The 24107-nt window shown below is 67.3% G+C and carries 25 protein-coding genes and 1 riboswitch; of the genes, 11 read left to right on the plus strand and 14 right to left on the minus strand.

The features are described from left to right. Positions 1 to 99: 99 nt before the first annotated feature. Positions 100 to 1317 carry an RNA-guided endonuclease InsQ/TnpB family protein gene (locus tag ACFWPX_RS15675; protein WP_378927946.1) on the plus strand — a complete coding sequence of 406 codons (1218 nt, stop codon included), beginning with the start codon at positions 100 to 102 and terminating at the stop codon, positions 1315 to 1317. A gap of 13 nt (positions 1318 to 1330) precedes the next feature. On the opposite strand, the gene ACFWPX_RS15680 is transcribed toward ACFWPX_RS15675, so the two are convergent. The 4 genes from ACFWPX_RS15680 to ACFWPX_RS15695 form a co-directional block, all read right to left on the minus strand. Further along, entirely contained in the window at positions 1331 to 2473 is a 1143-nt protein-coding gene (locus ACFWPX_RS15680) for a glutamate--cysteine ligase (protein ID WP_378927947.1), read from the minus strand. A 13-nt stretch (positions 2474 to 2486) separates the two neighbouring features. After that, positions 2487 to 3182, minus strand: a complete 696-nt coding sequence (locus ACFWPX_RS15685) for a superoxide dismutase family protein (protein WP_378916574.1) — start codon at positions 3180 to 3182, stop codon at positions 2487 to 2489. Between the two features lie 89 nt (positions 3183 to 3271). After that, positions 3272 to 3826, minus strand: a complete 555-nt coding sequence (locus ACFWPX_RS15690; RefSeq protein WP_378916577.1) for a LytR C-terminal domain-containing protein — start codon at positions 3824 to 3826, stop codon at positions 3272 to 3274. Between the two features lie 42 nt (positions 3827 to 3868). Further along, positions 3869 to 4204: a DUF3263 domain-containing protein gene (locus ACFWPX_RS15695; protein WP_378927948.1), complete on the minus strand. Its 336-nt coding sequence runs from the start codon at positions 4202 to 4204 to the stop codon at positions 3869 to 3871. Positions 4205 to 4375: 171 nt separating this feature from the next. Between ACFWPX_RS15695 and ACFWPX_RS15700 the strand changes: the two genes are divergently transcribed. The 9 genes from ACFWPX_RS15700 to ACFWPX_RS15740 all read left to right on the plus strand — a co-directional run bounded on the left by ACFWPX_RS15700 (position 4376) and on the right by ACFWPX_RS15740 (position 14623). Then, a complete protein-coding gene (locus ACFWPX_RS15700) occupies positions 4376 to 4966 on the plus strand; it encodes a peptide deformylase (protein WP_378927949.1) in 591 nt (196 codons plus the stop codon). After that, the gene (locus tag ACFWPX_RS15705; RefSeq protein WP_378927950.1) at positions 4956 to 5915 is read left to right on the plus strand and encodes a GNAT family N-acetyltransferase; all 960 of its coding nucleotides are present in this window, start codon (positions 4956 to 4958) and stop codon (positions 5913 to 5915) included. Before ACFWPX_RS15700 ends, ACFWPX_RS15705 begins: the two co-directional genes overlap by 11 nt. Before the next feature lie 23 nt (positions 5916 to 5938). Then, positions 5939 to 6748 (plus strand): exodeoxyribonuclease III, encoded by an 810-nt coding sequence (locus ACFWPX_RS15710; RefSeq protein ID WP_378927951.1) that lies wholly within the window; start codon positions 5939 to 5941, stop codon positions 6746 to 6748. Positions 6749 to 6818: 70 nt separating this feature from the next. Continuing rightward, positions 6819 to 8021: a homogentisate 1,2-dioxygenase gene (locus ACFWPX_RS15715; protein WP_378927952.1), complete on the plus strand. Its 1203-nt coding sequence runs from the start codon at positions 6819 to 6821 to the stop codon at positions 8019 to 8021. After that, on the plus strand, positions 8018 to 9196 hold the full coding sequence (gene fahA, locus ACFWPX_RS15720) for a fumarylacetoacetase (RefSeq protein ID WP_378927953.1): 1179 nt from the start codon (positions 8018 to 8020) through the stop codon (positions 9194 to 9196). Before ACFWPX_RS15715 ends, fahA begins: the two co-directional genes overlap by 4 nt. Before the next feature lie 134 nt (positions 9197 to 9330). Then, the gene (locus ACFWPX_RS15725; protein ID WP_378927954.1) at positions 9331 to 11586 is read left to right on the plus strand and encodes an MMPL family transporter; all 2256 of its coding nucleotides are present in this window, start codon (positions 9331 to 9333) and stop codon (positions 11584 to 11586) included. 74 nt (positions 11587 to 11660) lie between these two features. Beyond that, a riboswitch (TPP riboswitch) is annotated at positions 11661 to 11785 on the plus strand. Then, on the plus strand, positions 11778 to 13421 hold the full coding sequence (gene thiC, locus ACFWPX_RS15730; RefSeq protein ID WP_378927955.1) for a phosphomethylpyrimidine synthase ThiC: 1644 nt from the start codon (positions 11778 to 11780) through the stop codon (positions 13419 to 13421). (Overlaps the previous riboswitch by 8 nt.) Before the next feature lie 169 nt (positions 13422 to 13590). After that, positions 13591 to 13785: a hypothetical protein gene (locus tag ACFWPX_RS15735; RefSeq protein WP_378916604.1), complete on the plus strand. Its 195-nt coding sequence runs from the start codon at positions 13591 to 13593 to the stop codon at positions 13783 to 13785. A 43-nt stretch (positions 13786 to 13828) separates the two neighbouring features. After that, positions 13829 to 14623 carry a thioesterase family protein gene (locus ACFWPX_RS15740; protein WP_378927956.1) on the plus strand — a complete coding sequence of 265 codons (795 nt, stop codon included), beginning with the start codon at positions 13829 to 13831 and terminating at the stop codon, positions 14621 to 14623. Here the strand turns inward: ACFWPX_RS15740 and ACFWPX_RS15745 are convergent, their stop codons facing one another. The 9 genes from ACFWPX_RS15745 to ACFWPX_RS15785 form a co-directional block, all read right to left on the minus strand. Beyond that, positions 14624 to 15130 (minus strand): SRPBCC domain-containing protein, encoded by a 507-nt coding sequence (locus ACFWPX_RS15745; RefSeq protein WP_378927957.1) that lies wholly within the window; start codon positions 15128 to 15130, stop codon positions 14624 to 14626. 16 nt (positions 15131 to 15146) lie between these two features. Continuing rightward, positions 15147 to 15476: an ArsR/SmtB family transcription factor gene (locus tag ACFWPX_RS15750; protein WP_378927958.1), complete on the minus strand. Its 330-nt coding sequence runs from the start codon at positions 15474 to 15476 to the stop codon at positions 15147 to 15149. Beyond that, on the minus strand, positions 15466 to 15897 hold the full coding sequence (locus ACFWPX_RS15755; RefSeq protein ID WP_378927959.1) for an SRPBCC domain-containing protein: 432 nt from the start codon (positions 15895 to 15897) through the stop codon (positions 15466 to 15468). The genes ACFWPX_RS15750 and ACFWPX_RS15755 overlap by 11 nt, the downstream gene beginning before the upstream one ends. Before the next feature lie 76 nt (positions 15898 to 15973). Further along, entirely contained in the window at positions 15974 to 17494 is a 1521-nt protein-coding gene (locus ACFWPX_RS15760; protein ID WP_378916619.1) for an MFS transporter, read from the minus strand. 190 nt (positions 17495 to 17684) lie between these two features. Then, positions 17685 to 18665, minus strand: a complete 981-nt coding sequence (locus ACFWPX_RS15765; RefSeq protein ID WP_378928001.1) for an aliphatic sulfonate ABC transporter substrate-binding protein — start codon at positions 18663 to 18665, stop codon at positions 17685 to 17687. Positions 18666 to 18714: 49 nt separating this feature from the next. Next, the gene (locus ACFWPX_RS15770) at positions 18715 to 19473 is read right to left on the minus strand and encodes an ABC transporter ATP-binding protein (protein ID WP_378927961.1); all 759 of its coding nucleotides are present in this window, start codon (positions 19471 to 19473) and stop codon (positions 18715 to 18717) included. 94 nt (positions 19474 to 19567) lie between these two features. After that, complete coding sequence (locus ACFWPX_RS15775) at positions 19568 to 20374, minus strand: ABC transporter permease (protein WP_378927962.1); 807 nt, start codon at positions 20372 to 20374, stop codon at positions 19568 to 19570. Between the two features lie 45 nt (positions 20375 to 20419). After that, positions 20420 to 20842, minus strand: coding sequence for a VOC family protein (locus ACFWPX_RS15780; protein WP_378916625.1), 423 nt, complete (start codon positions 20840 to 20842; stop codon positions 20420 to 20422). A gap of 116 nt (positions 20843 to 20958) precedes the next feature. Continuing rightward, positions 20959 to 21606, minus strand: a complete 648-nt coding sequence (locus tag ACFWPX_RS15785; protein ID WP_378927963.1) for a TetR/AcrR family transcriptional regulator — start codon at positions 21604 to 21606, stop codon at positions 20959 to 20961. A gap of 89 nt (positions 21607 to 21695) precedes the next feature. Between ACFWPX_RS15785 and ACFWPX_RS15790 the strand changes: the two genes are divergently transcribed. Continuing rightward, the gene (locus ACFWPX_RS15790; RefSeq protein WP_378927964.1) at positions 21696 to 22832 is read left to right on the plus strand and encodes an epoxide hydrolase family protein; all 1137 of its coding nucleotides are present in this window, start codon (positions 21696 to 21698) and stop codon (positions 22830 to 22832) included. 103 nt (positions 22833 to 22935) lie between these two features. On the opposite strand, the gene ACFWPX_RS15795 is transcribed toward ACFWPX_RS15790, so the two are convergent. After that, positions 22936 to 24078: a GTP-binding protein gene (locus tag ACFWPX_RS15795; protein ID WP_378927965.1), complete on the minus strand. Its 1143-nt coding sequence runs from the start codon at positions 24076 to 24078 to the stop codon at positions 22936 to 22938. Positions 24079 to 24107: the final 29 nt, after the last annotated feature.

Raw genomic sequence — 24107 nt, forward strand, 5'->3', positions numbered from 1 at the left:
ACGAGGGCCGCCAAGGGCCGCGCGTGCACTGAACCGGTCGATCTCGCACGACTCATGGTGGCTGGTTTGTTGTCGTACCCCGGTGCGACACTGTCGGTTATGCAGCTGCGATATAACTTCCGCCTCTACCCCCCAGCGGGGCAGCAGCAGTCGTTGGCGCAAGCATTCGGCTGTGCCCGGGTCGTTTTCAATGATGCCCTCGCGATACGGCAGCAGGCGTACCGGGACGGCCGCCGCGTCACGGACGCGGAACTGTCGAAGCTGTTGACCGAGTCGAAGAAGACCCCGGAGCGAGCGTGGTTGTCGAGGGTGTCAGCGGTGGTGTTGCAGCAGGCCCTAGCGGATCTGAATACCGCGTACCGCAACTTCTTCGGCTCGGTCACAGGCACACGGAAGGGGCCGAAGATCGCGGCGCCGCGGTTCCGGTCGCGTCGTGACAACCGGCAGGCGATCCGGTTCACCCGAAACGCCCGGTTCGCGGTCACCGCCGGGGAGAAGTTGCGGTTGCCCAGGATCGGGGACGTGAAGGTGGTGTGGTCGCGGCGGCTGCCGTCGGAACCCTCGTCAGTGACTGTGATCAAGGACGCGGCGGGACGTTATTTCGCGTCGTTAGTGGTGGAGGCGGAAATCCGGCCGCTGCCCGAGGTCGATGCCGAGGTGGGTATCGATCTTGGCCTGAGGTCGTTCGCGGTCCTCTCCGATGGGCGGGTCATCGAGAACCCGAGGTTGTTCCGTCGGGCCGAACGTAAGCTGTGTAAAGCTCAGCAAGCACTTTCACGGACGCAGAAGGGGTCGAGTAACCGAGGCAAGGCTCGGATCAGGGTTGCCCGCGCTCACGCCAAGGTTGCCGATCAGCGCCGCGATTTCGCGCACAAACTGTCCACGACGATTGTCCGTGATAACCAAGCGGTGTTTGTCGAGGATTTGTGTGTGAAAGGTTTGGCGCGGACCCGTCTGGCGAAGTCGGTGCATGACGCTGGGTGGTCGATGTTCACCCGCCTGGTCGGGGAGAAAGCGGTCCGGCACGGGCGGTTTTTCGCCAAGGTCGACCGGTTCTTCCCGTCGTCGCAACTGTGCTCGGCATGTGGGGTTGTCGGTGGGAAGAAGCCGTTGCATGTGCGGTGGTGGACGTGCGGGTGTGGCATCATCCACGACCGGGATGTGAACGCCGCCAAGAATATTCTCGCCGCTGGTCAGGCGGAGAGGTTAAACGCTTGTGGAGTGCGGGTGAGTCCGGGACTTGTTCCGGCGCTGCGCGGTGAAGCAGGAACCCACCGAGAGCGCCAGAGGGCGCTGGTAGGAATCCCCGTCCTTTAGGGCAGGGAGGATGTCAATGATCCAGCTCGCGCACCAGCGCGTCGACGACCGCGACCATGTCACCCTGTGTCTGCGTGGCTACCCGGCGTTGCCGCTGGTAGGAGGCGCCGTGGCGGGGGATGTCAGCCACCGCGGCCAGCTCGTCGACGCAGCCGAGACGCTTCGCGGTCGGCTCGAGCCGGGTGAGCAGATCCATCAGATCGTCAGTGACCAAACGCTCATTGCTGGCGTCGTCGACGATCACGATCGCGTCGAGCCCGTAGCGCGCGGCCCGCCATTTGTTCTCCTGCACATGCCATGGCGGCAGCGTCGGCAGGTCCTCGCCGTTTTCCAGGCGCCGGTCCAGATCGACGATCAGGCAGTGGATCAGCGCGGCCACCGAAGCCAGTTCGGCGCGGCTGGACAGCCCGTCGCACACGCGCACCTCGATGGTGCCCCACTTGGGCGCGGGCCTGATGTCCCAGTGCATGCCGCCGAGTTGTTCGAACACACCGGTTTTCATCTGGTCGTGCACGAAACCTTCGAATTGGCGCCAGTTCTCGAACTGGAACGGCAGCCCGGCGGTCGGCAACTGCTGGAACATCAGCGCCCGGTTGCTCGCGTAGCCGGTGTCGTCGCCGGACCACATCGGCGAGGAGGCCGACAGCGCGAGCAGGTGCGGATACGACAGCAGCAGCGAGTTCAGGATCGGAAAGACCTTGTCCCGGTGCGACACTCCCACATGCACGTGCACGCCCCAGATCAGCATCTGGCGGCCCCACCACTGGGTGCGCTCGATCAGTTCGTCGTAATGCGGTGAGCGCGTGAGCTGTTGGGCCGACCACGCCGCGAACGGGTGGGTGCCGGCGCAGAACAGGTCGACGCCGAGCGGATCGGCCGCGCGCCGCACCGCGTTCATGGTGCCGTGCAGGTCTTCGACCGCGCCGCCGACCGTATCGTGCACGCCGGTCACCAATTCGACGGTGTTGCGCAGCAATTCCTTGGTCACCTGCGGAGTGCCGTCGTGCGCGCGCAGGTCACCGACCGCGTCGAACACCGCCGAGGCGGTGTTGGAAAGATCACGCGTCACCTTGTCGACGAGCGCGATCTCCCATTCGATGCCGATGGTCGGCCGGGGCGAACCGCGAAACGGAACCGACTCGTATGCCCCGGCCATGGGTGGTGTCTCGCTAACCGACGACGCCGCACGCCACGCGGGCGCCCGCATCGCCGGTGCTCAAGGTGGTCTCGTCCGGGCCGGTGCCACCCTCACGCGTGTAGCGCGGGGGGATGTTGCCGAAGTTGTCGGCGCCCGCGTGGATGATCAGCGCCTTGCCCTTGAGGTTGTCGAGGGTGACCGTGTCGGTCCGGGTGACCAGCTTCGCGGTACCGTCGGCGCCGACCTGCAGCGAGGTGAGGTCACCGCTGGCCGGGTGCGCGGTGGCACCGCCGACCTGCAGATGTCCACCGGCCGAGGTGAAGTCGCCCTCGCAGGTGCCGTTCTGGTGGAAGTGCAGGCCGTGGAAGCCGGGCGTCAGACCGCGCGCCTCGACGGTGACGACCAGGTGGTTGCCCTCAGCGACGATGGTCGCGGTGCCGACCTCGGCACCCGCACCGTTCTTGAGCGAGGTCTTCAAGCCGCCCGCCACGCCACCGTGATCGTCGCCGTGGCCGGGGGCCGCGGTCGCCGACGGTGCGGCGTGACCGCCACCGTGGTCGCCGCTTTCAGCCCCTGGGGCCGCCGAGCTGGTCCACACCGGCGGCGTGGTGCCCTTGACGTCACTCGACTCCTGGCTGTTGGTGCAGGCAACGAGCCCGAACGCGGCGACCGCGAGCACCGGGGTCACAATGCGCCAGGACGGGCGACGAGTTGTCGACGTGGCCATCAGGGGACTCCTTATCGGACTGGGGCTATACCGCTCAAGATGATGCCACAGCGGCGACGCGGCCTACGGCACCGCGTGCCGCGCCTGGTTCAGCGACCGGTCAGTACGACGACGACACCCGGGGTGGTATCCCCCGACTTGGGCACGACCGTCCCGCCGACCTGCTGGGCGATCGCGGTGGCCGCGGCCTTGTCGCCCGCGCCGCCGCCGTAGTACACGGTGGTGGTGGTGAGGTTTTCGCCGCTGTAGTTGCCGGTGCTGACATTGGTCCAGCCCGCCGTGGTCAGTTCGCTCGCGGTGCGCGCGGCCAGACCCGCGACCAGGCTGTTGTTCAGCACCCGTACCGGCACCGCCTGATTCGCGGCACCCGCTGCGGGGGTCGTGGTCGTGGCGGTGGTCGTCGGCGCGACGGAGGTCGTCGTGGTCGGAGCGGCCGCGCTGGTGGTCTTCGGCGCGGGCGTGGTGGCAGGCGCCTGCGCGACCGCGCTGGAGGTGGTGGTCTCGGTCTCCGCGTCCGATGCCACGGCATCGGAGTTCGACAGCGACATCGCACCCAGACCGGCGAAGACAATGGCCAGCGCGATCAACACCATCGCCAGCGCGCGCAACGGCGGGCCGCCGGGGGTGGGGTTCGGGTTGCTCACCCGCCCAACCCTAGCCGCAACAGCGGGTGTGTGGCCGTCATGTCAGACCTGGAAACCGAGTTTGCGGGCGGCACGGGACTTCTGCCTGCTCGCCCGCAGTCTGCGCAGCCGTTTGACCAGCATCGGGTCGGCGGCCAGCGCCGCGTCGGAGTCGACGACCGCGTTGAGGACCTGGTAGTACCGGGTGGCCGACATGGAGAACAGTTCGCGGATCGCGTCTTCCTTGGCGCCCGCGTATTTCCACCATTTACGTTCGAAGTCGAGGATGTCGAGCTCGCGGCGGCTCAGACCGGTGCTCTCGTCGGCCGCCGAGTCCTGTTCGCCCACAGTGGGGCCGTCGGACATCCCGGAGCTGTGCCGAGCTACTGCGCCGTCCATCTTGCTCCCTCGCCGTGTATCACGAGACGCTGAATACCGTCGTCATTCAACCACGGGTTCCCCGGATCATTCGACCCATGTCACGGCGTGTTGACTGAAGGCCAGTAGGGGTGGCGCGGCCCACAGGGGTCCGCCGATCATCGGCCCACCCGAGCGGCGATAATGGCGACCATGGCAATTCTCCCGATCGTGATCGTCGGTGACCCCGTTCTGCACAACCCCACCGCGAAGGTGACGGAGACCCCCGCGGAGCTGGCCGAGCTCATCGCGGATATGTACGACACTCTCGAAGAGTCCAAGGGTGTCGGCCTGGCGGCCAATCAGGTCGGCGTCGGCAAGCGGCTGTTCATCTACGACTGCCCCGACTTCGACGCCACCGGCAACCCCGTGCGCCGCAAGGGCGTGGTGGTGAACCCGGTGCTGGAGACCTCGGCGATCCCCGAGACCATGCCCGACCCCGATGACGACGAGGAAGGCTGCCTGTCGGTGCCCGGCGAGCAGTTCCCGACCGGTCGCGCGGACTGGGCGAAGGTCACCGGGACCGACGAGAACGGCGAGCCCGTCGAGCTGGAGGGCACCGGCTTCTTCGCGCGCATGCTGCAGCACGAGGTGGGCCACCTCGACGGTTTCCTCTACGTCGACGTGCTGGTCGGCCGCAATGCCCGCGCCGCCAAGAAGGCGATCAAGCGAAACGGCTGGGGCACACCGGGTTTGAGCTGGATTCCCGGAACCGTTCCCGATCCGTTCGGTCATGACGACTGACATTCCGCTCGGGCGGCGCGTGGTGATGCGGTACCAGCTGCCCGCGGGTTATCCCCAGCCGCTCACCGATGTGATCGGCGAACTGGTGTCCCTGACGCCGCCTTCGGTGCGTACCACCGAGGGTGAGCTGGTCTCGGTGTCCGCTGATCGCGTTGTCGCGCTGAAAGCGCTGGGGCCGAGGCCGATTCGAACCAAAGAGATCCGGTCGCTGGAGACCGCGGCGGCCATGGCCTGGCCGGGCAGCGCGCACCTGTGGATCGACGGCTGGCTGGTGCGGGCGGGCAACGGCTACACCGGGCGTGCGAATTCGGCTGTGCCGCTGGGCGAGTCGGGAGTGCCCGCGGTGTTGTCGATCGACACCATGCACAAGATCGCGGACTGGTACACGAGTCAGGGGTTGCCGCTGCTGCTGCAACTGCCCGACCGGCTCGCCCCTGTCCCGCCGACCTGGAACACCTGGAGCGAGACCGTGGTCCTCGGTCTCGACATCGCGAATTTCGTCCTGCCGCAAGGACCCTCGATGGTGCGGATCGCCGATGTGCCAGAGGACGGCTGGCTCCGGACCCACCGCTACCGCGGCGAGATCCCCCTCGACCCCGCCGTGCGCGAACCGGATCTGGCCGTGCTCACCTCGGTCCTCGACGGCACTCTCGGCTTCGCCTCACTCGGCTTGCCCGAACCACTGTCCATCGGCCGCGGCGCGGTGACCACCGCCCCCGACGGCAGGCGCTGGGTCGGCCTCACCTGCGTGGCCGTAGCGACCGCGCACCGCCGCAACGGACTCGGCGCGCTACTGTGCGCCGAACTGATCCGGTGGGGTGCCGAGCAGGGCGCGAGCCACGCCTACGTCCAGGTAGAAGTGGGCAACTCCGGCGCCCTTGCCCTGTACCGCGAACTCGGCTTCATCGAACACCACGCCTACCGCTACGCCGCCCCCCAGAGCCATTAGTCCCCGAAAGGACCATCGCTGTCGTGCGTCTCGCCACCTGGAACGTCAACTCGATCCGCTCCCGCGTCGATCGGGCGATCGCCTTTCTCGACCGCCACGACATCGATGTGCTGGCGTTGCAGGAGACCAAGTGCCGTGACGATCAGTTCCCCTTCGAGCAGTTCGAGGCCGCGGGGTACGAGGTGGCGCATGTGGGGCTCAATCAGTGGAACGGTGTCGCGATCGTTTCGCGGGTCGGGCTCGCCGATGTCGAGCTCGCGTTCCCCGATCAGCCCGGTTTCGACAAGGACGCGGGCGATTCGCTGATCGAATCGCCGGTGGTCGAGGCGCGCGCGCTCGGTGCGACCTGCGGCGGAGTGCGGGTGTGGAGCCTCTACGTCCCCAACGGCCGCGCACTCGCCGACCCGCACTACACCTACAAACTGAACTGGCTCTCGACCCTGCACGCGAAGGCGGCCGGCTGGCTGGCCGAAGACCCAGAGGCGAAGATCGCGCTGGTCGGCGACTGGAATATCGCCCCCACCGACGACGATGTCTGGGCGCCGGAGCTGTTCATCGGCAAGACCCACACCTCCGCGCCCGAGCGCGAGGCATTCCAGTCCATGCTCGATCTCGGCTTCCGCGATGTGATGCGCCCGTTCGCGCCCGGCCCCGGCGTCTACACCTACTGGGACTACACCCAGCTGCGTTTCCCCCGCAAGGAGGGCATGCGCATCGATTTCATCCTCGCCTCCCCCGCCCTCGCCGACCGGATCAAGGACGCGTCGGTGGACCGCGAGGAACGCAAGGGAAAGGGCGCAAGCGACCACGCCCCGGTCATCGCCGAATTCTGAGTGGTCGGCGCGCGTTCTCGGTACGTTGGAGGTGGAAGTTCCAGCTGCAACGTAGCGGGAGGTATCCCTTATGTCGTTTTATCGCCGTGTCGGGTCGGTGCCGCCGAAGCGCCACACCCAGCATCGGGATGAGCGCGGCAACCTCTATTACGAAGAGTTGATGGGCGAGGAGGGGTTCTCCGGGGACTCCTCGCTGCTCTATCACCGCGGCTTGCCGCCCGCGATCGTCGACGCGACCGTCTGGGAGCTGCCCGACCAGACCTTGACGCCGAATCATCCACTGCACCACCGGCATCTGCGGCTGCCGCTGCTGTTCCCCGGCGATACGGCCACCACGACCGACCCGGTGACCGGGCGCAGGTTGCTGCTGGCCAATGCCGATGTGCGGATCTCGTACGTGGTCGCCAAGGGCGCGTCACCGCTGTACCGCAATGCCATCGGCGACGAGCTGGTGTACGTGGAATCCGGTGCGGCCGTGGTCGAGAGCGTGTTCGGGATCTTGCCGGTCCGGCAGGGCGACCAGGTGCTGATGCCGCGCTCGACGACGCACCGCTGGCTGCCGATGGGCGAGGAACCGGTGCGCGCGTATGTGATCGAGGCGTCGAGCCACATCACCCCACCCAAGCGCTACCTCTCGAAATTCGGTCAGCTGCTGGAGAATTCGCCGTACTGCGAGCGGGATCTGCACGGACCACTCGAATTGCTGCTCGTCGGGGACACCGATGTGGAGGTGCTGGTGAAACATCGGGCGGGCAACGAGGTGATCGGCACCAGGATGACGTACGCGAGGCATCCGTTCGATGTCGTCGGCTGGGATGGCTGCCTGTACCCGTACACGTTCAATATCGCCGATTTCGAACCGCTGACCGGCCGCGTACATCAGCCGCCGCCGGTGCATCAGGCCTTCGAGGCCACCAATTTCGTCATCTGCAATTTCGTGCCACGCAAAGTCGACTATCACCCGCTGTCGATTCCGGTGCCGTACTACCACTCCAACGTGGATTCCGACGAGATCATGTTCTATTGCGGCGGAAACTACGAGGCGCGCAAGGGTTCCGGCATCACCCAGGGTTCGGTATCGGTGCATCCGGGTGGTTATGCGCACGGCCCGCAACCCGGTGCCTACGAACGCAGTATCGGGGCGGAGTTCTTCGACGAACTGGCGGTGATGGTGGACACGTTCCGGCCGCTGCAACTCGGCGAGGGTGCGCTGGCCTGTGAAGATCCGGCGTATGCGTGGACGTGGTCGGGTCGCGGGCCGGGGCTGCGATGAGCCTGCTGCGTGTGGAGGTCCCCGCCGATTCCCTGTTCGGCGCGGAGAACATGCCCTACGGCGTTTTCGCACCACCGGGCGGCGACTTCCGGGTCGGTGCCCGATTGGGCGATTCGGTGCTCGATCTGGCGGCGCTGCTCGATGATTCGGTGTTCGCCCGTCCCGACCTGAATGCCTTTCTCGCCCAGGGGCACAGCCGCTGGCGCGAAGTCCGCGACAGGCTGCGTGAACTCGCAGGCACCGCGCTGCCCGTCGATGCCGTGTACCCGGTGTCGTCGGTGCGGATGGCGCTGCCGGTGCGGATCGGCGATTACGTGGACTTCTACGCCAGCATCGATCACGCCACCAACCTCGGCAGGCTCTTCCGCCCGGATAGCGAACCGCTGCTACCGAATTGGCGCCACCTGCCGGTGGGCTATCACGGCCGGGCCGGCACCGTGGTCGTCTCGGATACGACGGTCATCAGGCCGCAGGGCCAGCGGCGGACAGCCGCGGGCACACCTGATTTCGGCCCGTCGCAGCGGCTGGATATCGAGGCCGAATTGGGTTTCGTCGTCGGTACCGGTTCCACCCTCGGGGTGCCGGTCACCGTCGACGAGTTCAGCGAGCACGTCTTCGGCGTCGCCCTGGTCAACGACTGGTCGGCGCGCGATATCCAGGCCTGGGAGTACCAGCCGCTCGGCCCGTTCCTCGGCAAGTCGTTCACCACGTCGATATCGGCCTGGATCACGCCCCTTTCCGCACTGGCACAGGCACAGGTGCCGCTCCCGGCACAGGACCCCGAGCCGCTGCCGTACCTGCGCGGCGCGGGCAACTACGGCCTCGACATCGACCTCACGGTCGCCTGGAACGGCGAAGTCGTAGCGCATCCACCCTATTCGCGCATGTACTGGTCTCCCGCCCAGATGCTGGCCCACCTCACCGCCAACGGCGCCTCGATCCGACCCGGTGACCTCTACGCCTCCGGCACGATTTCCGGCCCTGAGCCGTCGCAACGCGGCTCCTTCATCGAATTGTCCTGGGGTGGATCCCAATCCATCACCGTGAGCGGTGAGGAACGCACCTTCCTGGCCGACGGCGACGAGGTGACGATCACCGCCACCGCGCCGGGTACCGAGGGAAGGCGGATCGGCCTCGGGGAGGTCGGTGGCCGAATCTCCGCCCCCTATCCATAATGCGTGCGCCGAGGCGTCCACCCAGGGGCGGAGATGGTACTCGCCCTTCCTCCACCCCGAGGCGGTATCGCGCGGATTCGCGCGCGGGATACGGTGACGGTTCGAAAACGTTTCCGAACAGAGGGCACCCGACGATGTTGACGAGAATCGCCCACACCGCCGTTGCCCGGCCACGGTTGGTGGTCGCGGTCGCACTGTTGCTGATGATCTTGTGTGGCGCGATCGGCGCCACCGTGCACTCGCACATGAAATCGGGTGGATTCGTCACCGAAGATCTCGATTCGGTGCAGGCCAGCCAATACCTGAGCGACCACTTCCCCGGTAGCGAGCCCAACTACGTCCTGACGATCTCCGCCGAGGACGTAGGAAACTCCGCCGCCGCGCGCGAGGCCGCCGACCGGGCGATCTCAGTACTGCGCACCCATCCCGAGGTGCGCGGGGTGCAGTCGTATTGGACCGCACGCCCCGATCTCAAACAGGGGATGCTGAGCAAGGACCGCAACCACGCGCTGATCCTGGCCAGTATCGAGGGCGACGACGCCGAACTACCCGTTCGGGCGGCGAAGCTGAGCGAAGAACTGCAGGTCGAGAGCGGTCTGGTGACGATCAAGGCCGGCGGGCTCGCCGCGACCTTCGGCGACATCAACACCCAGATCAGCAAGGATCTGATCATCGCCGAGGCGATCGCGATCCCGATCACCGGTCTGCTGCTGGCACTGGTGTTCGGCAGCCTCATGGCCGCCGCGCTGCCGGTGGCGATCGGGCTGTTCGCCATCGCGGCGTCGCTGGGCATTCTGCGCGTGCTGACCGCTCTCACCGACGTGTCGATCTTCGCGCTGAACATGACCACGGCACTCGGACTGGCGCTGGCGATCGATTACAGCCTGTTCATCGTCAGCCGGTATCGCGAAGAACTGACCGCGGGCGCTACCCCGGCAGCCGCGGTGACCCGCGCGATCCGCACCGCTGGTCGCACGGTCGTGTACTCGGCACTGGTCGTCGCGCTCTCGCTGTCGGCACTGCTGGTGTTCCCGCAGTACTTCTTCAGGTCGTTCGCCTACGCGGGCATCGCCGTGGTCGCCGCCGCGGCGGCCGCCGCGGTAATCGTGCTGCCCGCCCTGCTCATCCTGGTCGGTCATCGCATCGATGCGGGCGACCTGCGCGCACCGATGCGCCGACTGTTCCGGCTGTCTCCGAGGACGGAAAAGGAACCTCGTCAGACGTTTTGGTATGGCCTTGTCATCGCCGTGATGAAGCGGCCGATGTCGATCGCGCTGGCCACCACCGCGTTCCTGCTGCTGCTCGGAGCGCCGTTCCTCGGTGTCCAGTTCGGCTATCCCGACGACCGGGCGCTGCCCACCGATGTCGCCAGTCGCCAAGTGGGCGACATCCTGCGCACCGAATTCGACGCCGACCTCGCCTCCAGCGCGACCGTCGTGCTGCCCGAATTCCGTGGCAGCGCGGCAGAACTCGACACCTACGCCCGCGAGCTGTCCAAGGTGCCCGACGTACCGGCCGTCCTCAGCAGTGCGGCGGTGTATCGCAACGGGATGCGGGTGGCCGCGGGCGTGCCCGAGATGACGGACCCGCAGCACGGCGCCTACCTGTCGGTCGCGACCTCACTCGACCCCTACTCCACCGCGGGCGGCGCCCAGCTCGACACTCTGCGCACCGTTGCCGCACCGTCGAAGGCCCTGATCACCGGCCCTGGGGCGCTGAACCAGGACTCGGTCACCGCGATCACCGGCAAACTGCCACTGGCAGGCGCGCTGATCGCCCTCACCACCCTGGTGCTGCTGTTCCTGTTCACCGGCAGCGTGGTGCTGCCGATCAAGGCGCTGATCCTCAACATCTTGTCGCTGGCGGCGACGTTCGGCGCGATGGTGTGGATCTTCCAGGAAGGCCACCTGTCGGAGCTGCTCGGATTCACCGCCACCGGCACCCTCAACCTGGCCATGCCCATCCTCATGTTCAGCCTGGCCTTCGGCGCGTCCATGGACTACGAGGTCTTCCTGCTGTCGCGGATTCGCGAGGAATGGCTGGCCGGGCCGAAGACCACCGAGGGCAATACCGAGGCCGTCGCGATGGGCGTGGCCCGCACCGGGCGCATTTTCACCGCCGCCGCGTTGCTGATGAGCATCGTGTTCCTCGGCGTCGCCGCCTCGGGTGTGTCGATGATGAAACTGTTCGGCCTCGGCTGCGCGCTCGCGGTGATCAGCGACGCGACGGTCATCCGCGGCCTGCTCGCACCCGCGCTCATGCGGATGATGGGCACCTGGAACTGGTGGGCGCCGAAGCCCCTCGTGGTGCTGCACAACAAGTTCGGGCTCGACGAGGCCGAGGACATCGCGCACGACGCGCCGAAGCGGCTTCACTCGGCGTCGGTGTAGCGACCCGCGCGCGCGATCCGTCCGGGCTGTCCCCGGGCGGGTCGCGATTCACGGCGGGTATCGTCGGCGGGGCAATTCACACCAACGGGGGCTCGCACCAGCGGGCTGAGAGGACGGCTAGCCCAATCGGGCGTCAGGGCCGTCGACCGTATGAACCTGACCGGGTAATGCCGGCGTAGGGAGGAAGAATCATGGGCTCGAGCACGTCTTCTGACGGAACGGTCGACACCGTCACCACCGGTCCGATCCAGGGCAGCGTCAAGCACTACCAGGAGGTGGACGGCCTGCGCATCCCGGTTCGCCGCATCAACCTCACCAACGGCGACCACTTCGATGTCTTCGACACCTCCGGTCCGTACACCGACGACAACGCGGTGATCGACCTCGAAGCAGGCCTGCCGAAACTGCGCTACGAATGGGAATCCCCTACCGTCGACGGCCCGCCGACCCAGCTCGCCTGGGCTCGCCAGGGCATCATCACCCCCGAGATGCGGTTCATCGCCGCCCGCGAGGGTGTCTCGCCCGAGCTGGTGCGTGACGAGGTCGCGCTCGGCCGCGCGGTGATCCCGGCCAACCACAACCACCCGGAGCTGGAGCCGACCATCATCGGCAAGAAGTTCCTGGTCAAGATCAATGCCAATATCGGCAACTCGGCGGTGTCGTCGTCGATCGCCGAAGAGGTCGAGAAGATGGTGTGGGCCGCGCGCTGGGGCGCCGACACCATCATGGACCTGTCCACCGGCAAGAACATTCACGAAACCCGTGAGTGGATCCTGCGCAACTCCCCGGTCCCGATCGGCACCGTGCCGATCTACCAGGCGCTCGAGAAGGTGAACGGTGATCCCACCAAGCTCACCTGGGAGATGTACCGCGACACCGTGATCGAGCAGTGCGAGCAGGGTGTCGACTACATGACCGTGCACGCGGGCGTGCTGCTGCGCTACATCCCGCTCACCGCCAAGCGCGTCACCGGCATCGTCTCGCGCGGTGGCTCCATCATGGCCGCCTGGTGTCTGGCCCATCACCAGGAATCGTTCCTGTACACGCACTTCCGTGAGCTGTGCGAGATCCTCGCGAAGTACGACGTGACCTTCTCCCTCGGTGACGGCCTGCGCCCCGGCTCCATCGCCGACGCCAACGACGAGGCCCAGTTCGCCGAGCTGCGCACCCTGGGCGAGCTCACCAAGATCGCGAAATCCTATGGCGTGCAGGTGATGATCGAAGGCCCCGGCCACGTGCCGATGCACAAGATCGTGGAGAACGTGAAGCTCGAGGAAGAGCTCTGCGAAGAGGCGCCGTTCTACACCCTCGGCCCGCTGGCCACCGATATCGCGCCCGCCTACGACCACATCACCTCGGCCATCGGCGCCGCGATCATCGCCCAGGCCGGCACCGCGATGCTCTGCTACGTCACGCCGAAGGAGCACCTCGGCCTGCCCAACCGCGACGACGTCAAGGTCGGCGTGATCACCTACAAGATCGCCGCCCACGCCGCCGACCTCGCCAAGGGGCACCCGCACGCCCAGGACCGCGACAACGAATTGTCCAAGGCCCGTTTCGAATTCCGCTGGCACGACCAGTTCGCGCTCTCGCTCGACCCCGACACGGCCCGCGAGTACCACGACGAGACGATGCCGGCCGAGCCCGCCAAGACCGCCCACTTCTGCTCGATGTGCGGTCCGAAGTTCTGCTCGATGCGGATCTCCGCCGACGTGCGCGAGTACGCCGAGAAGCAGGGGCTCACCGATGTCGCCGCGATCGAGGCGGGCATGGCCGAGAAGTCCGCCGAGTTCGCCGACCAGGGCAGCAAGGTGTATCTCCCGGTCGTCTCCTGACCGCTGTAGCACTGTCGACGCCCGTCCGCTCTCCGCGATCGGGTGGGCGTCGCACTGTGTGGGTGTGCCGCGTGCACCCCTGGATTTCGGGGCTTTCGCTCTCGGTGTCGCTCGGTAAAGTTGGCGGCGTGTCGACCTACCGACACGCCGAGCACTGGAGCTGAACCATATGAAGCGCATCGTCGCCGGAGCCCTCGCGGCCGCCGCCCTTTCCCTCGCCGCCCCGCTCGGCACCGCCCAGGCGGCATCGCTGCCGGTCGCCGACTCCGGGTCCTCGTCCATCGGCTGCACCTCCGACACCAGCCCGTGCGCCTTGCGCCCCCTGTTCGACCTGTTCACAGCTTTGACCACCGGCAGCGCCTAGAGCGCGATCCCGCCACGAAGGTCGGCGGGGTAACGTCGGCGAGGTGGCCGATGCCTTCTATCTCACCGACCCCGCCGACCCGGATCGGTACCTCTCGACCGAGCTGACGCGCGGCCCGTGGTCGCCGGACGCACAGCATGCCGGCCCGCCGTCGGCGCTGCTCGGGCATGTGATCGAGCGATGTGCGCCACGGCCTGGGTTTCAGGTCGGCCGGCTCGCCGTCGAGATCCTCGGGCCGGTGCCGCTGGCTCCGCTCACCGCGCAGGCGAAGGTGGTGCGGTCGGGGCGCAGTGTCGAGCTGATCGAGGCGACCTTGTCGTCGGAGCGCGGGCCGGTGATGCAGGCCAACGCGTGGCGGCTCAAGGTCGCCGAGCCCGCGCTCGATCTGCCCGCGGAGTTCCTGCCGACCGGAACCAGGCCGCTGCCCGCGGCGACCGAGCCGGAGCCGTTTCCGTCCGAGCAGAAGATCGGTTTCCACACCGGCATCGAATATCGTTTCACCACAGGCTCTTTCGCCGCGCCCGGTCCCGCTGTCTGCTGGATCCGGTTGAAGTACCCGATCGTCGCGGGCACCACTCCGAGTCCGCTGGAACGCACACTGGCCGCCGCCGATTCCGGCAACGGGGTCAGTGCGGTCCTCGACTGGTCGAAGTATCTGTTCATCAACACCGACCTCACCGTCACCCTGCATCGTCAGCCGGTCGGCGAGTGGGTGTGTCTGGACGCGGTGACCCATCCCCAGCCGCACGGCATCGGCCTCGCCGAATCCGCACTGTTCGACGAGACCGGGCCGATCGGGCGCAGCACCCAGACGCTGCTCATCGCGCCGCGGGGCTGATCAGGGGCGTGGCTTCACCAAATCGGCGTTGCCGTGCTTGCGCAACTCCGACTCCCCGGTGCTCGTCCGCCGGAACGGATCGCCTTCGCCGGTGGTGAGCAGGCCGCGCAGGCTGCTGGTGATGTAGGCGCCCCAGGCGTTGGCGCACACCTCGTAGCATTCACCAGCCGGGACCAAACCCGTATGGGTGAAACGGATTTCGGTGCCGTCGGCGTTTTCGGTGATGTCGAAGACGACGTCGGTGTCCTCCCATTCGGCGGTGTCGGTGATGAACGACAGGTGCGAGTCGGTGACGTGCCAGACCAGGCGCTTACCGGGGATCGATTCGGTGGTCGTCATGGTGGCGCGGTGCAGGCCGGGGACCTCGAAGAGGTAGCTGTCGCCGACCGTGCCGGTGCTGCCCTCGATGGTCTCCGACCACCAGGCCCACACGTTGTTGACGGCCGCGAAGGCCTCCTCGGGTGTCTTGTCGACGGTGATGGTCGCGGTGAAGTCGTCCTCGCTCATTGCGTTTCCTTCCGGCTCAGCCGTCGAGATGCCGGCGGAGCGCGTCGAGTGGGCCGTCCCAGTCACGGGACAGGGCGGCCAGAAATTGTTGTGCCACTTGCATCGGGGCGGAATCGAGGCGGTAGCGCACGCGCCGCCGCTCCCCCGGTTCCGCGATCACCAGGCCCGTATCCGCGAGCAGGGCAAGGTGTTTCGCGATCGCCTGCCGGGTGATGGGCAGCCGATCGGCGAGGTCGGTCGCGGTGGCCGGTCCGTGCGCGGCGAGTGCGGCGAGTACCGACCGCCTGCTCGGATCGGCCAGCGCGACGAAGACCCGTTCGGCGGTGGCCTCGAGCTCAGGCCGCATCGAGGTACTCGACGAGCTCGGCCAGTTCGCTCTTCCAGCCGCCGACATTGCCCTCGAATGCTTCCTTGTGCGCCTCGTCGGGCAGTTGGGCGAAGCCGGTCTCGGTCACGGTCAGCCGGGTCCCGCCGCCCACCGGCTCGAGGCTGAACTCGACGTAGGTGCGCCGCGGGTCGTCGTCGGGCAGTCCGTTGATCGGCCAGGTGTAGCCGAACACCGAGGGCTCCTCGACCCGCTCCACCCGCATGTCCGCGGCGAACCCTTCCTTCCAGGTCATCCGCATGTCCCCACCCGGCCGCAGGTCGATTTCGGCGGTATTGCCGAACCAGCTAGCGAGCCCTTCGGCGGTGGTGATCGCCGCCCACACCTGGGCGGGCGGATGCGCGAGCTCGACGGTCCGAACGATCTGATCAGGGAATCCCATGACGCCTCCTCATATATTGCAACTGATTGGTTGCAACTCAGAGTATTGCAACCTTCCGGTTGCGTCAAGGGTGCTCTCAGTGGTCGCCGGTGACGCTGAAGCCTTTCGGCACCAGCCAGACCGTTCCGGCGGCCACCACCGCGACGACCGCGGCCGAGATATAGGACGTGGTGGTGAGGGCGACGTCGAAGGCGTGGCTCGAGGCATGGGCGAGCTGGTCGCGCGCGGGTTCGGGCAGGTCGGTGGCCACCTCGGCCGCCCCGCCGATCGAACCGCTCGCCTGGTCCAGCTTGTCGGCGGGAACGGGCAGATCCATCATGTGCTGGCTGAAGATCCTGGCGTGCAGGCTGCCGAGCAGAGCGACACCGAACCCGACACCGACCTCGTAGTTGGTCTCCTCCACCGCACCCGCCTGACCGGCACGGTCCGCGGGAACGGCGCCGACGAGGACGGCGGCCGCCGCGGTCACGGCCATGCCGTCGCCGAGACCGAAGGACACCAGGACCAGCGCGACCACCGGATAGGTGGTCGGCTCCGGACTCACCGCCAGTAGCAGGAAGCCGAGGGCGACCGCGCCGAGACCGACGCCGAGCACCGCACGGACACCGAATTTCTCCATCAGGATCGGCGTGAGCAGGGAGGCCGTGAGGAGCGTGAGCGCGGCGGGCAACATCCGGATACCCGCCTGTGACGGGCTGTAGCCGTGGACGTATTGCAGCCACAGCGAGATCAGGAACATGGCCGCGCCGATCGCCATCATGGCCAGCAGGGTCGCGACGGCCGCCGCGGTGAACGCGCCGTTGCGGAACAAGCGCACGTCGAGCAGCGGGTCGGTGGCGGTGAGCTGACGCCGGGTGAACCACGCCAGCGCGGCGATGCCGATGACCAGGATCGCCCAGTCCACCACGCTCGCTTCACCTTTCGCGAGATGCTTGATGCCCCAGGCCAGGCAGACGATGCCCGCCACAGACAGCGCCGCGGCGAACCAGTCCAGGCTGCCCGCCTGTGGCGCACGGTATTCCGGCAATACCCACAGCCCGACCACCACCGTCACGAGCACCACCGGCACATTGAGCCAGAACGCCGACGACCACCCGAAATGCTCCACCAGGAACCCACCGACGATCGGCCCCACCGTGGCGCCGACACCCGCGACCGCCGCCCAGATCCCGATGGCCATGGTGCGTTCGCGCGCATCGGTGAAGATATTGCGGATCAGCGACAGCGTCGACGGCATCACCATCGCACCGCCGATCCCGAGCAGCACCCGCCCGCCGATCAGCTGTGCCGCGCTCCCCGCGGTGGCGGCGACCACCGAGGCGATACCGAACAGCACGAAACCGCTGATGAACAACAGCTTTCGCCCCACCCGATCACCGAGCGCACCGGTGGTGATGAGCAGCCCGCCGAGCACGAGACCGTAGATGTCGATGATCCACAACTGCTCCAGCGGCCCGACCTGTAGATCCTCGATCAGCGACGGCAAGGCCACATTGAGGATGGTGGCATCCATTGCCACCAGCAACAGGCTGGCGCACAACACCCCGAGCATCGCCCAGCGCACCGACCCGTACGTCCCCGTGCCCTCGCCCACCATGCCGCCTCACCGCCGATTCCTGGTCGTGACCGGTATCCGGATCCGTGGCACCCGATCCGCCGCTCAACCTACCGAGTTACGAGCGGTTCACCGGGGAGCGTGACCGAGGCCGCGAGCGAATGGTGGGCGCACATGCGAAACGGCGCCCTCGATCCGCGTGGATCGAAGGCGCCGTGGCCGGTCGGTGCGACTACGCCTTGTCGAACCTGGTGTCGACGTAGGACTTGAAGTCGACCTTGCCGGGGATGGCCTTGGCCTTGGTGAAGGCGTCGGCGATCTCCTGTTCGGAGGCGATGACCTGGTCGGTCAGCTTGATCGGTTCCTTGATCGAGCGGGTCCAGGTGGTGCGGGAGGCATCCACGCTGATCTGGGTCAGCTCGGCGTATTTGGTCGACCAGGTGTCGAGGTTGTCCGAGGACCACTTGGTGGCCGCGGCATAGCGCTGGAAGAAGTCGGCCAGCGCAGCGGATTTGCCCGCGTCGGCGACGGTCTTGTTGCCCGCGACCCAGAAGTTGTAGCCGTTGGCGGCTTGGTCGGCGGTGGCGATCGACTTGGCGCCGATCTCCTTTTCGGCGATGGCGGTGTAGGGGTCCCAGGTGGCCCAGGCATCGACGTCACCGCGGGTGAGCGCGGTGTAGCCGTCACCGGGGGCGAGGTAGACCGGCTCCACATCGCTGAGCGACAGGCCCGCCTTCTGCAGTTGCAGGAGCAGGTTCGCGTTGGCCGAACTGCCCTTGTAGACGGCGACCTTCTTGCCCTTCAGTGCCGCGACCGAGCCGATGGCCGAGTCCTTGCCGACCAGGATCGCGTCACCCTTACCGGTGGCCGAGAGCGCACCGACGATCTTGATGTCGGCGTCGGCGGCCGCGCCGAAAATCACCGGTGTATTACCGGTTTGGGCGATGTCGATGCCACCGGCGCTCGCCGCCTCGACCAGCGGAAGACCGGCCGTGAAGGTGGAGAACTCGATCTTGTACGGCAGGTTCTCCAGCTGTCCCGATGCCTTCAACAGCACCTCGATCGAAATCGCCTTCTGATCACCGACTTTCAGCGTGACGGTGCTGAGGTCGACCGGGCCCGAGGGTGCGGCCTCGGTCGCCGCGTCGTCGCCGCAGGCGCTCACTGCGAGCGTTGCGACAACAGCGAGGGCGAGACCTGCCAGGCGGGACATCGGATTGCGTTTCACTGGAACAACTTTCGTGCGATGGTGCGGAGGGGGTTCAGTGCGTGACACCGAGCAGCGCGAGCAGTCGCGTCGCGTACTCGGCGACTTCCGGCGCGGCGGCGGTGCGTGGGCGTGGCAGCTCGATGGGCACGTCGGCGGAGATCCGGCCGTCGTCGAGGACCAGAACGCGGTCGGCCAGGGTGATCGCCTCCAGCACGTCGTGGGTCACCAGCAATACGCCGAATTCGCGCTGGGCGTGCAGGCCCAGGAGCAGGTCGTGCATCGTCAACCGGGTCAGCGCGTCGAGGGCGCCGAAGGGCTCGTCGAGGAGAAGCAGGGTCGGCTCGGCCACCAATGCCCGTGCCAGCGCGGCACGTTGGGCTTCACCGCCGGACAGGGTGAGCGGCCACGCGTCGGCGCGACCGGCGAGGCCGACCTCGGCGAGCAGGTCGCGGGCGGCTTGTTCGTCGGCCCGTCGATTGCGAGGCTTCGGTCTGCCGAGGGCGACATTGCGCACCACCGGCTGCCACGGAATCAACCGCGCTTCCTGGAAGACGATCGTCGGCTTGCCTTCGACGGAAACCTCACCGCGAGTGGCGGTATCGAGTCCACCGAGAATGCGCAGCAGCGTGGACTTGCCCGATCCGCTACGTCCGACCAGCGCGACGATCTCGCCCGCGCCGATCTCGAGATCGATCCCGTCGAGCACGATACGTTCACCGAATCGCTTGCTCAGCGAGGTGATTCGCGCGGCGGCCGCACGGGTCGGCCGAGCGGAGATGGGGGTGACAGTCGTGGCGGCGGCAGCGGTCATGATGTGAACCTCGTAATCGAACGGCGGCGGGTAGCGGGCCTGCCGACCAGCGGGACAGGGTGGGTCCTGTGGTCGGCGGAGGTGGCGGCGAACATCAGCGGTGCACCGCAGGGCGCCAGCGCAGGGCGCGGCGTTCGAGCAGCCGCACGATCGAGTCGGTGAGCAGGCCGAGCAGGCTGTAGACCACCAGGCCGAACACCACGATGTCGGTGCGCAGGAATTCGCGGGCGTTGTTGACGACGAAGCCGAGTCCCGCACTGGCATTGATCTGCTCGGCCACGATCAGCGAGAGCCAGGCGATGCCGAGACTCTGGCGCGCCCCGACCAGGATCTGCGGCAGGGCGCCGGGGAGGACGAGCAGGCGCAGGCGTTCGACGAGTCCGAGGTGCAGCGCGCTGCCGAGTTCGAGCAGTTTCGGGTCCAGCTGGCGGATGCCCGCGAAGGTATTGAGATACAGCGGGAAGAACACGCCGAGCGCGATCAGGTAGACCTTGGGTTCCTCGCCGATGCCGAACCAGATGATGAACAGCGGGATCAGGCCGAACAGCGGGATGGTGCGGATCATCTGCAGCGGCGGGTCGACCGCGTACTCACCGATCTTGCTCAGACCGGCGAGCACACCGAGCACCAGCGCGAGCACCGCACCCAGCGCGAAGCCGTACAGCGCGCGCTGGCCGGACACCAGCAGGGCCTCGGTGAGCTGGCCGGATCGGTAGGTTTCCAGGCCCGCGTCCAGCACCGCGGACGGCGCGGGCAGCTTCTTGGCGGGGATCGAGCCGCTGGCGCTGGCGAGCTGCCAGATGAGCAACACCGCGATCGGCGAGAGCGCACGAAGGAACCCGGGGCGGCGGTACAGCGGGATCCGTCGCTCGCCGGTTTCGGTGGGCCTCTCCAACAGCATGCGAGCATGGTGCCCGCCCGAAGCGGTATACCGACAGGGTTCGAATCAGCTCGAGGATTTGTCGGCTCTGCTGGAGATCTGCTGTACCGCCCAGCTATTGCCGTCGGGGTCGCTGAAGAAGACGAAGCCGACATTGTCGAGCGGATGCGGGACCGGCCGCGGATTCTTGCCGAGCTCCTGCACCTCGCTGACCTCGACCCCGCGCGCCACCAGCTCCGCGTGCGCCTGCTCGATATCGGGGACCACGAGTTGCAAGCCCTTCACCGAACCAGGCGACATCTCGGGCACGGCGCCCTTGCCGATGACGATCGAGCAGCCCGAGCCGGGCGGGGTGAGTTGCACGATGCGCACGTCGTCGGAGATCACCGTGTCGTGGTCGACGGCGAAGCCGAGCTGGGTGGCGTAGAAATCCTTGGCCCGGTCGATATCGGAAACCGGGACGATCACAACTTCCAGAGTCCAGTTCACTACGCGCCTCCGCGTTGTAGTCCGGGGTGATGCGCCGAGTCTGCCAGCCCGTACACAGCCGGGGCCAGGTAATCCTGATGTGTCTCTACCCGGGCCCGGTAATTCCCCGATAGCGCTCAGGACCGACGTTCCCAGCGCCAGGCGAATTCACCGGTAGCGGGGGGCGGACCAGGGAGCTGCCCCTCAGCGGTGAGCCCGTCGATCATCAACGCGAGGACCCGCTGGCGCAGTTCGGCGGTGCGCGCCGGGTCCGGCATCGTGATCGCGGCGCAGGCCTCGAAGATCAGGCCGAGGTCGAGGGCGTCGACGTCGGGGCGCAACCTGCCGCTCGCGTGGGCGCGTCGGACCAGCTCCTCGCCGGCCTCGCCCGAGTGCATGACGTCGGGCAGCATCGTCTCGTCGGGAGTGAAGGTGCCCGCCAGGCGCACGGTGAGCGAGTGCACGTCGGCCTCGACGACCCGCTCCAGGAATCCGACGAACCCCCGCCACCCATCCGAATCCTCGAGCGCCGCATCGGCTTCGGTGTTGAACCGGCGCAGTCCTTCGTGGCAGAGCGTGCGCAGCAGCACCTCCTTGCTCGGATAGCGCCGGTAGAGGGCGCTGATCCCGACCCCCGCTCGTTCCGCGACGGCGGCGATCGGAGCGTTCGGATCGTCGAGGAACACCGCGCGGGCGGCATCGAGGATCAGTCCGTCGTTGCGCGCCGCCTGCGCCTTGCGGCCGGGCAAGCGTGGCTGATCTGCGGTTTCTGTCTGCTTAGCCATGAATATCAGCCTACCACTTGAAACGGAATGCTCCGTTCTGCTACATTTGGAACAGAACGAAACATTCCGTTTCAATAAGAGGAGTCGACATGGCCACCATCACCCCGTTCCGGATCGAAGTTCCGCAGGCCCGGCTCGACGATCTCGCCAACCGCCTGCGCGGCGCCCTGTACCCGGACGAGCTGCCCGGCGTCGGCGACGCGTACGGCGTGCCCGCCGGCCGGGTGAAGTCCCTCGCCGAGTACTGGCTCGAGGAGTTCGACTGGCGTGCGGTGGAATCCGAGCTCAATGCCTACCCGCAGTTCACCACCGAGATCGACGGCGAGGACATCCACTTCCTGCACATCCGCTCCTCGCGCGCCGATGCCACGCCGGTGATCCTCACCCATGGCTGGCCCGGTTCGGTCCTCGAGTACCTCGACGTGATCGCGCCGCTCACCGAGCCGGAATCGGCCGATCAGCCCGCCTTCCACCTGGTCATCCCCTCGCTGCCCGGTTTCGGCTTCTCCGGCCCCACCCGCAGCACCGGCTGGAACCGCTTCCGCACCGCCCGGGCCTGGGCCGAGCTGATGAATCGCCTCGGCTACCAGCGCTACGGCGCCATCGGCAACGACGGCGGCTCGATGGTCTCGCCCGAAATCGGCCGGATCGCGCCCGACAATGTGATCGGCGTGCACGTCACCCAGCTGTTCTCGTTCCCCTCCGGCGACCCGGCCGAGTTCGAAGGCCTCTCCGAGGCGGATATGGCCGCGCTGCAACATCTTCAGTGGTTCCACGAGAACAAGATGGCCTTCAACACCCTGCACAGCCAGCAGCCGCAGACCTTGGCCTACGCGCTGGCCGATTCCCCGGTCGGCCTGCTCGGCTGGAACGCGCAGCTGTTCGGCGAATCGCTCGACGCGCGGTTCGTGATCGCGAATGTGGCGCTGTACTGGCTCACCGGGACGGCCGGTTCGTCGCTGCGCTTCTACTACGAGGACGCGCACGCGGGCGAGCAGCCGACCGAGCCGACCACGGTGCCGACGGGGCTGGCGATGTTCGCCGGCGATTTCCAGTCGATCCGCCGGTTCGCCGAGCGTGACCACAGCAAGATCGTGAGCTGGAATTCCTACGACACCAGCACGGGCAAGGGCGGCGCGAACGACGCGGCCGGGCACTACGCCGCGCACGAGGCACCCGAGGTGCTGGTCGGCGACATCCGCGAGTTCTTCGCCGGGCTCGCCTGATTCGATCAGGTGCCGCGGCCCACGCTCCCCTCATCGGTGCGTGGGTCGCGGCCCATTCGAATCATGCACCAGCGCAGTGTGATACGCGCACCAAAGTCGCCAATCAGTGATGCTCGTGCAGCTCACCCCACGCCGGGAACGGATCGGGGTAGCCGGTCCACGCGCCCGCGCCCGCCGCGAACTCCGCGTCGGTGAGCAGCGCGGCGTCGAGCTCGCGCCGGACGGCGGGCCCGTCGAGGCGCACCCCGATGAACACGAGTTTCTGTCCGGCGGGAACTTCCAGCTCCGACCACCACGCGCCGGGTTCGAAGGTGATATTCGGACCGGCCTGCGACCAGATCGCCGCCAGCTCGGGGCGGCTCGCGATCCAGCAGAAGCCCTTGCTGCGCAACATCCCCCGCATCCGCGCCAGCACGCCGGCGAGGCGCTGCGGATGGAACGGGCGATCGGCGATGAAGGTGAGACTGCTGATCCCGTATTCCTCGGTCTCGGGAGTGTGCCCGCCCGCCAATTCCTCGTCCCAGCCTTCGGATTCGGCGGCGACCAGCGGGTTGTAGCGGCCGGTGGCGAGCACCTCGGACAGGCCGACGACGCCCTTCTCGGTGCGCAGCACGTGGGCGCGTGGGTTGAGCCTGCGCACCGTCGCCTCGACGGTGGCCGCGGCGTTCGCGCTGACCAGGTCGGTCTTGTTGATCAGCAGCACGTCGGCGAACTCCACCTGGTCGACCAGCAGATCCGCGATCGAGCGGGCGTCACCCTCACCCGCTTCGAGATCGCGTTCGGCCAGCGCCTGTCCGCGAACCAGTTCGGCGAGGAAGGTGGAGGCGTCGACGACGGTGACCATGGTGTCGAGCCGGGCGATGTCGCCGAGGCGGAACCCGTCGTCGAACTCCCAGTCGAAGGTGGCGGCCACCGGCATGGGTTCGGAGATTCCGGTCGACTCGATCACCAGCTGGTCGAAGCGGCCCTCGCGCGCCAGCCGGGCGACGGCCTCGATCAAGTCCTCCCGCAGCGTGCAGCAGATGCAGCCGTTGGTGAGCTCGATCAGCTTTTCCTCGGTCCGGTCGAGGTGCCCCTGACCCGCGACCAGCGCCGCGTCGATATTGACCTCGCTCATGTCGTTGACGATCACCGCGACCCGGCGGCCGTCGCGGTTGGCGAGGATGTGGTTGAGCAGCGTGGTCTTGCCCGCGCCGAGGAAGCCGGACAGCACGGTGACGGGCAGATGTGTCAGGGAATCGGTCACGAGAGTTAATGATAATGGTTTTCATTTGC

The sequence above is a fragment of the Nocardia sp. NPDC058518 genome (assembly GCF_042719655.1).
Taxonomy (GTDB): domain Bacteria; phylum Actinomycetota; class Actinomycetes; order Mycobacteriales; family Mycobacteriaceae; genus Nocardia.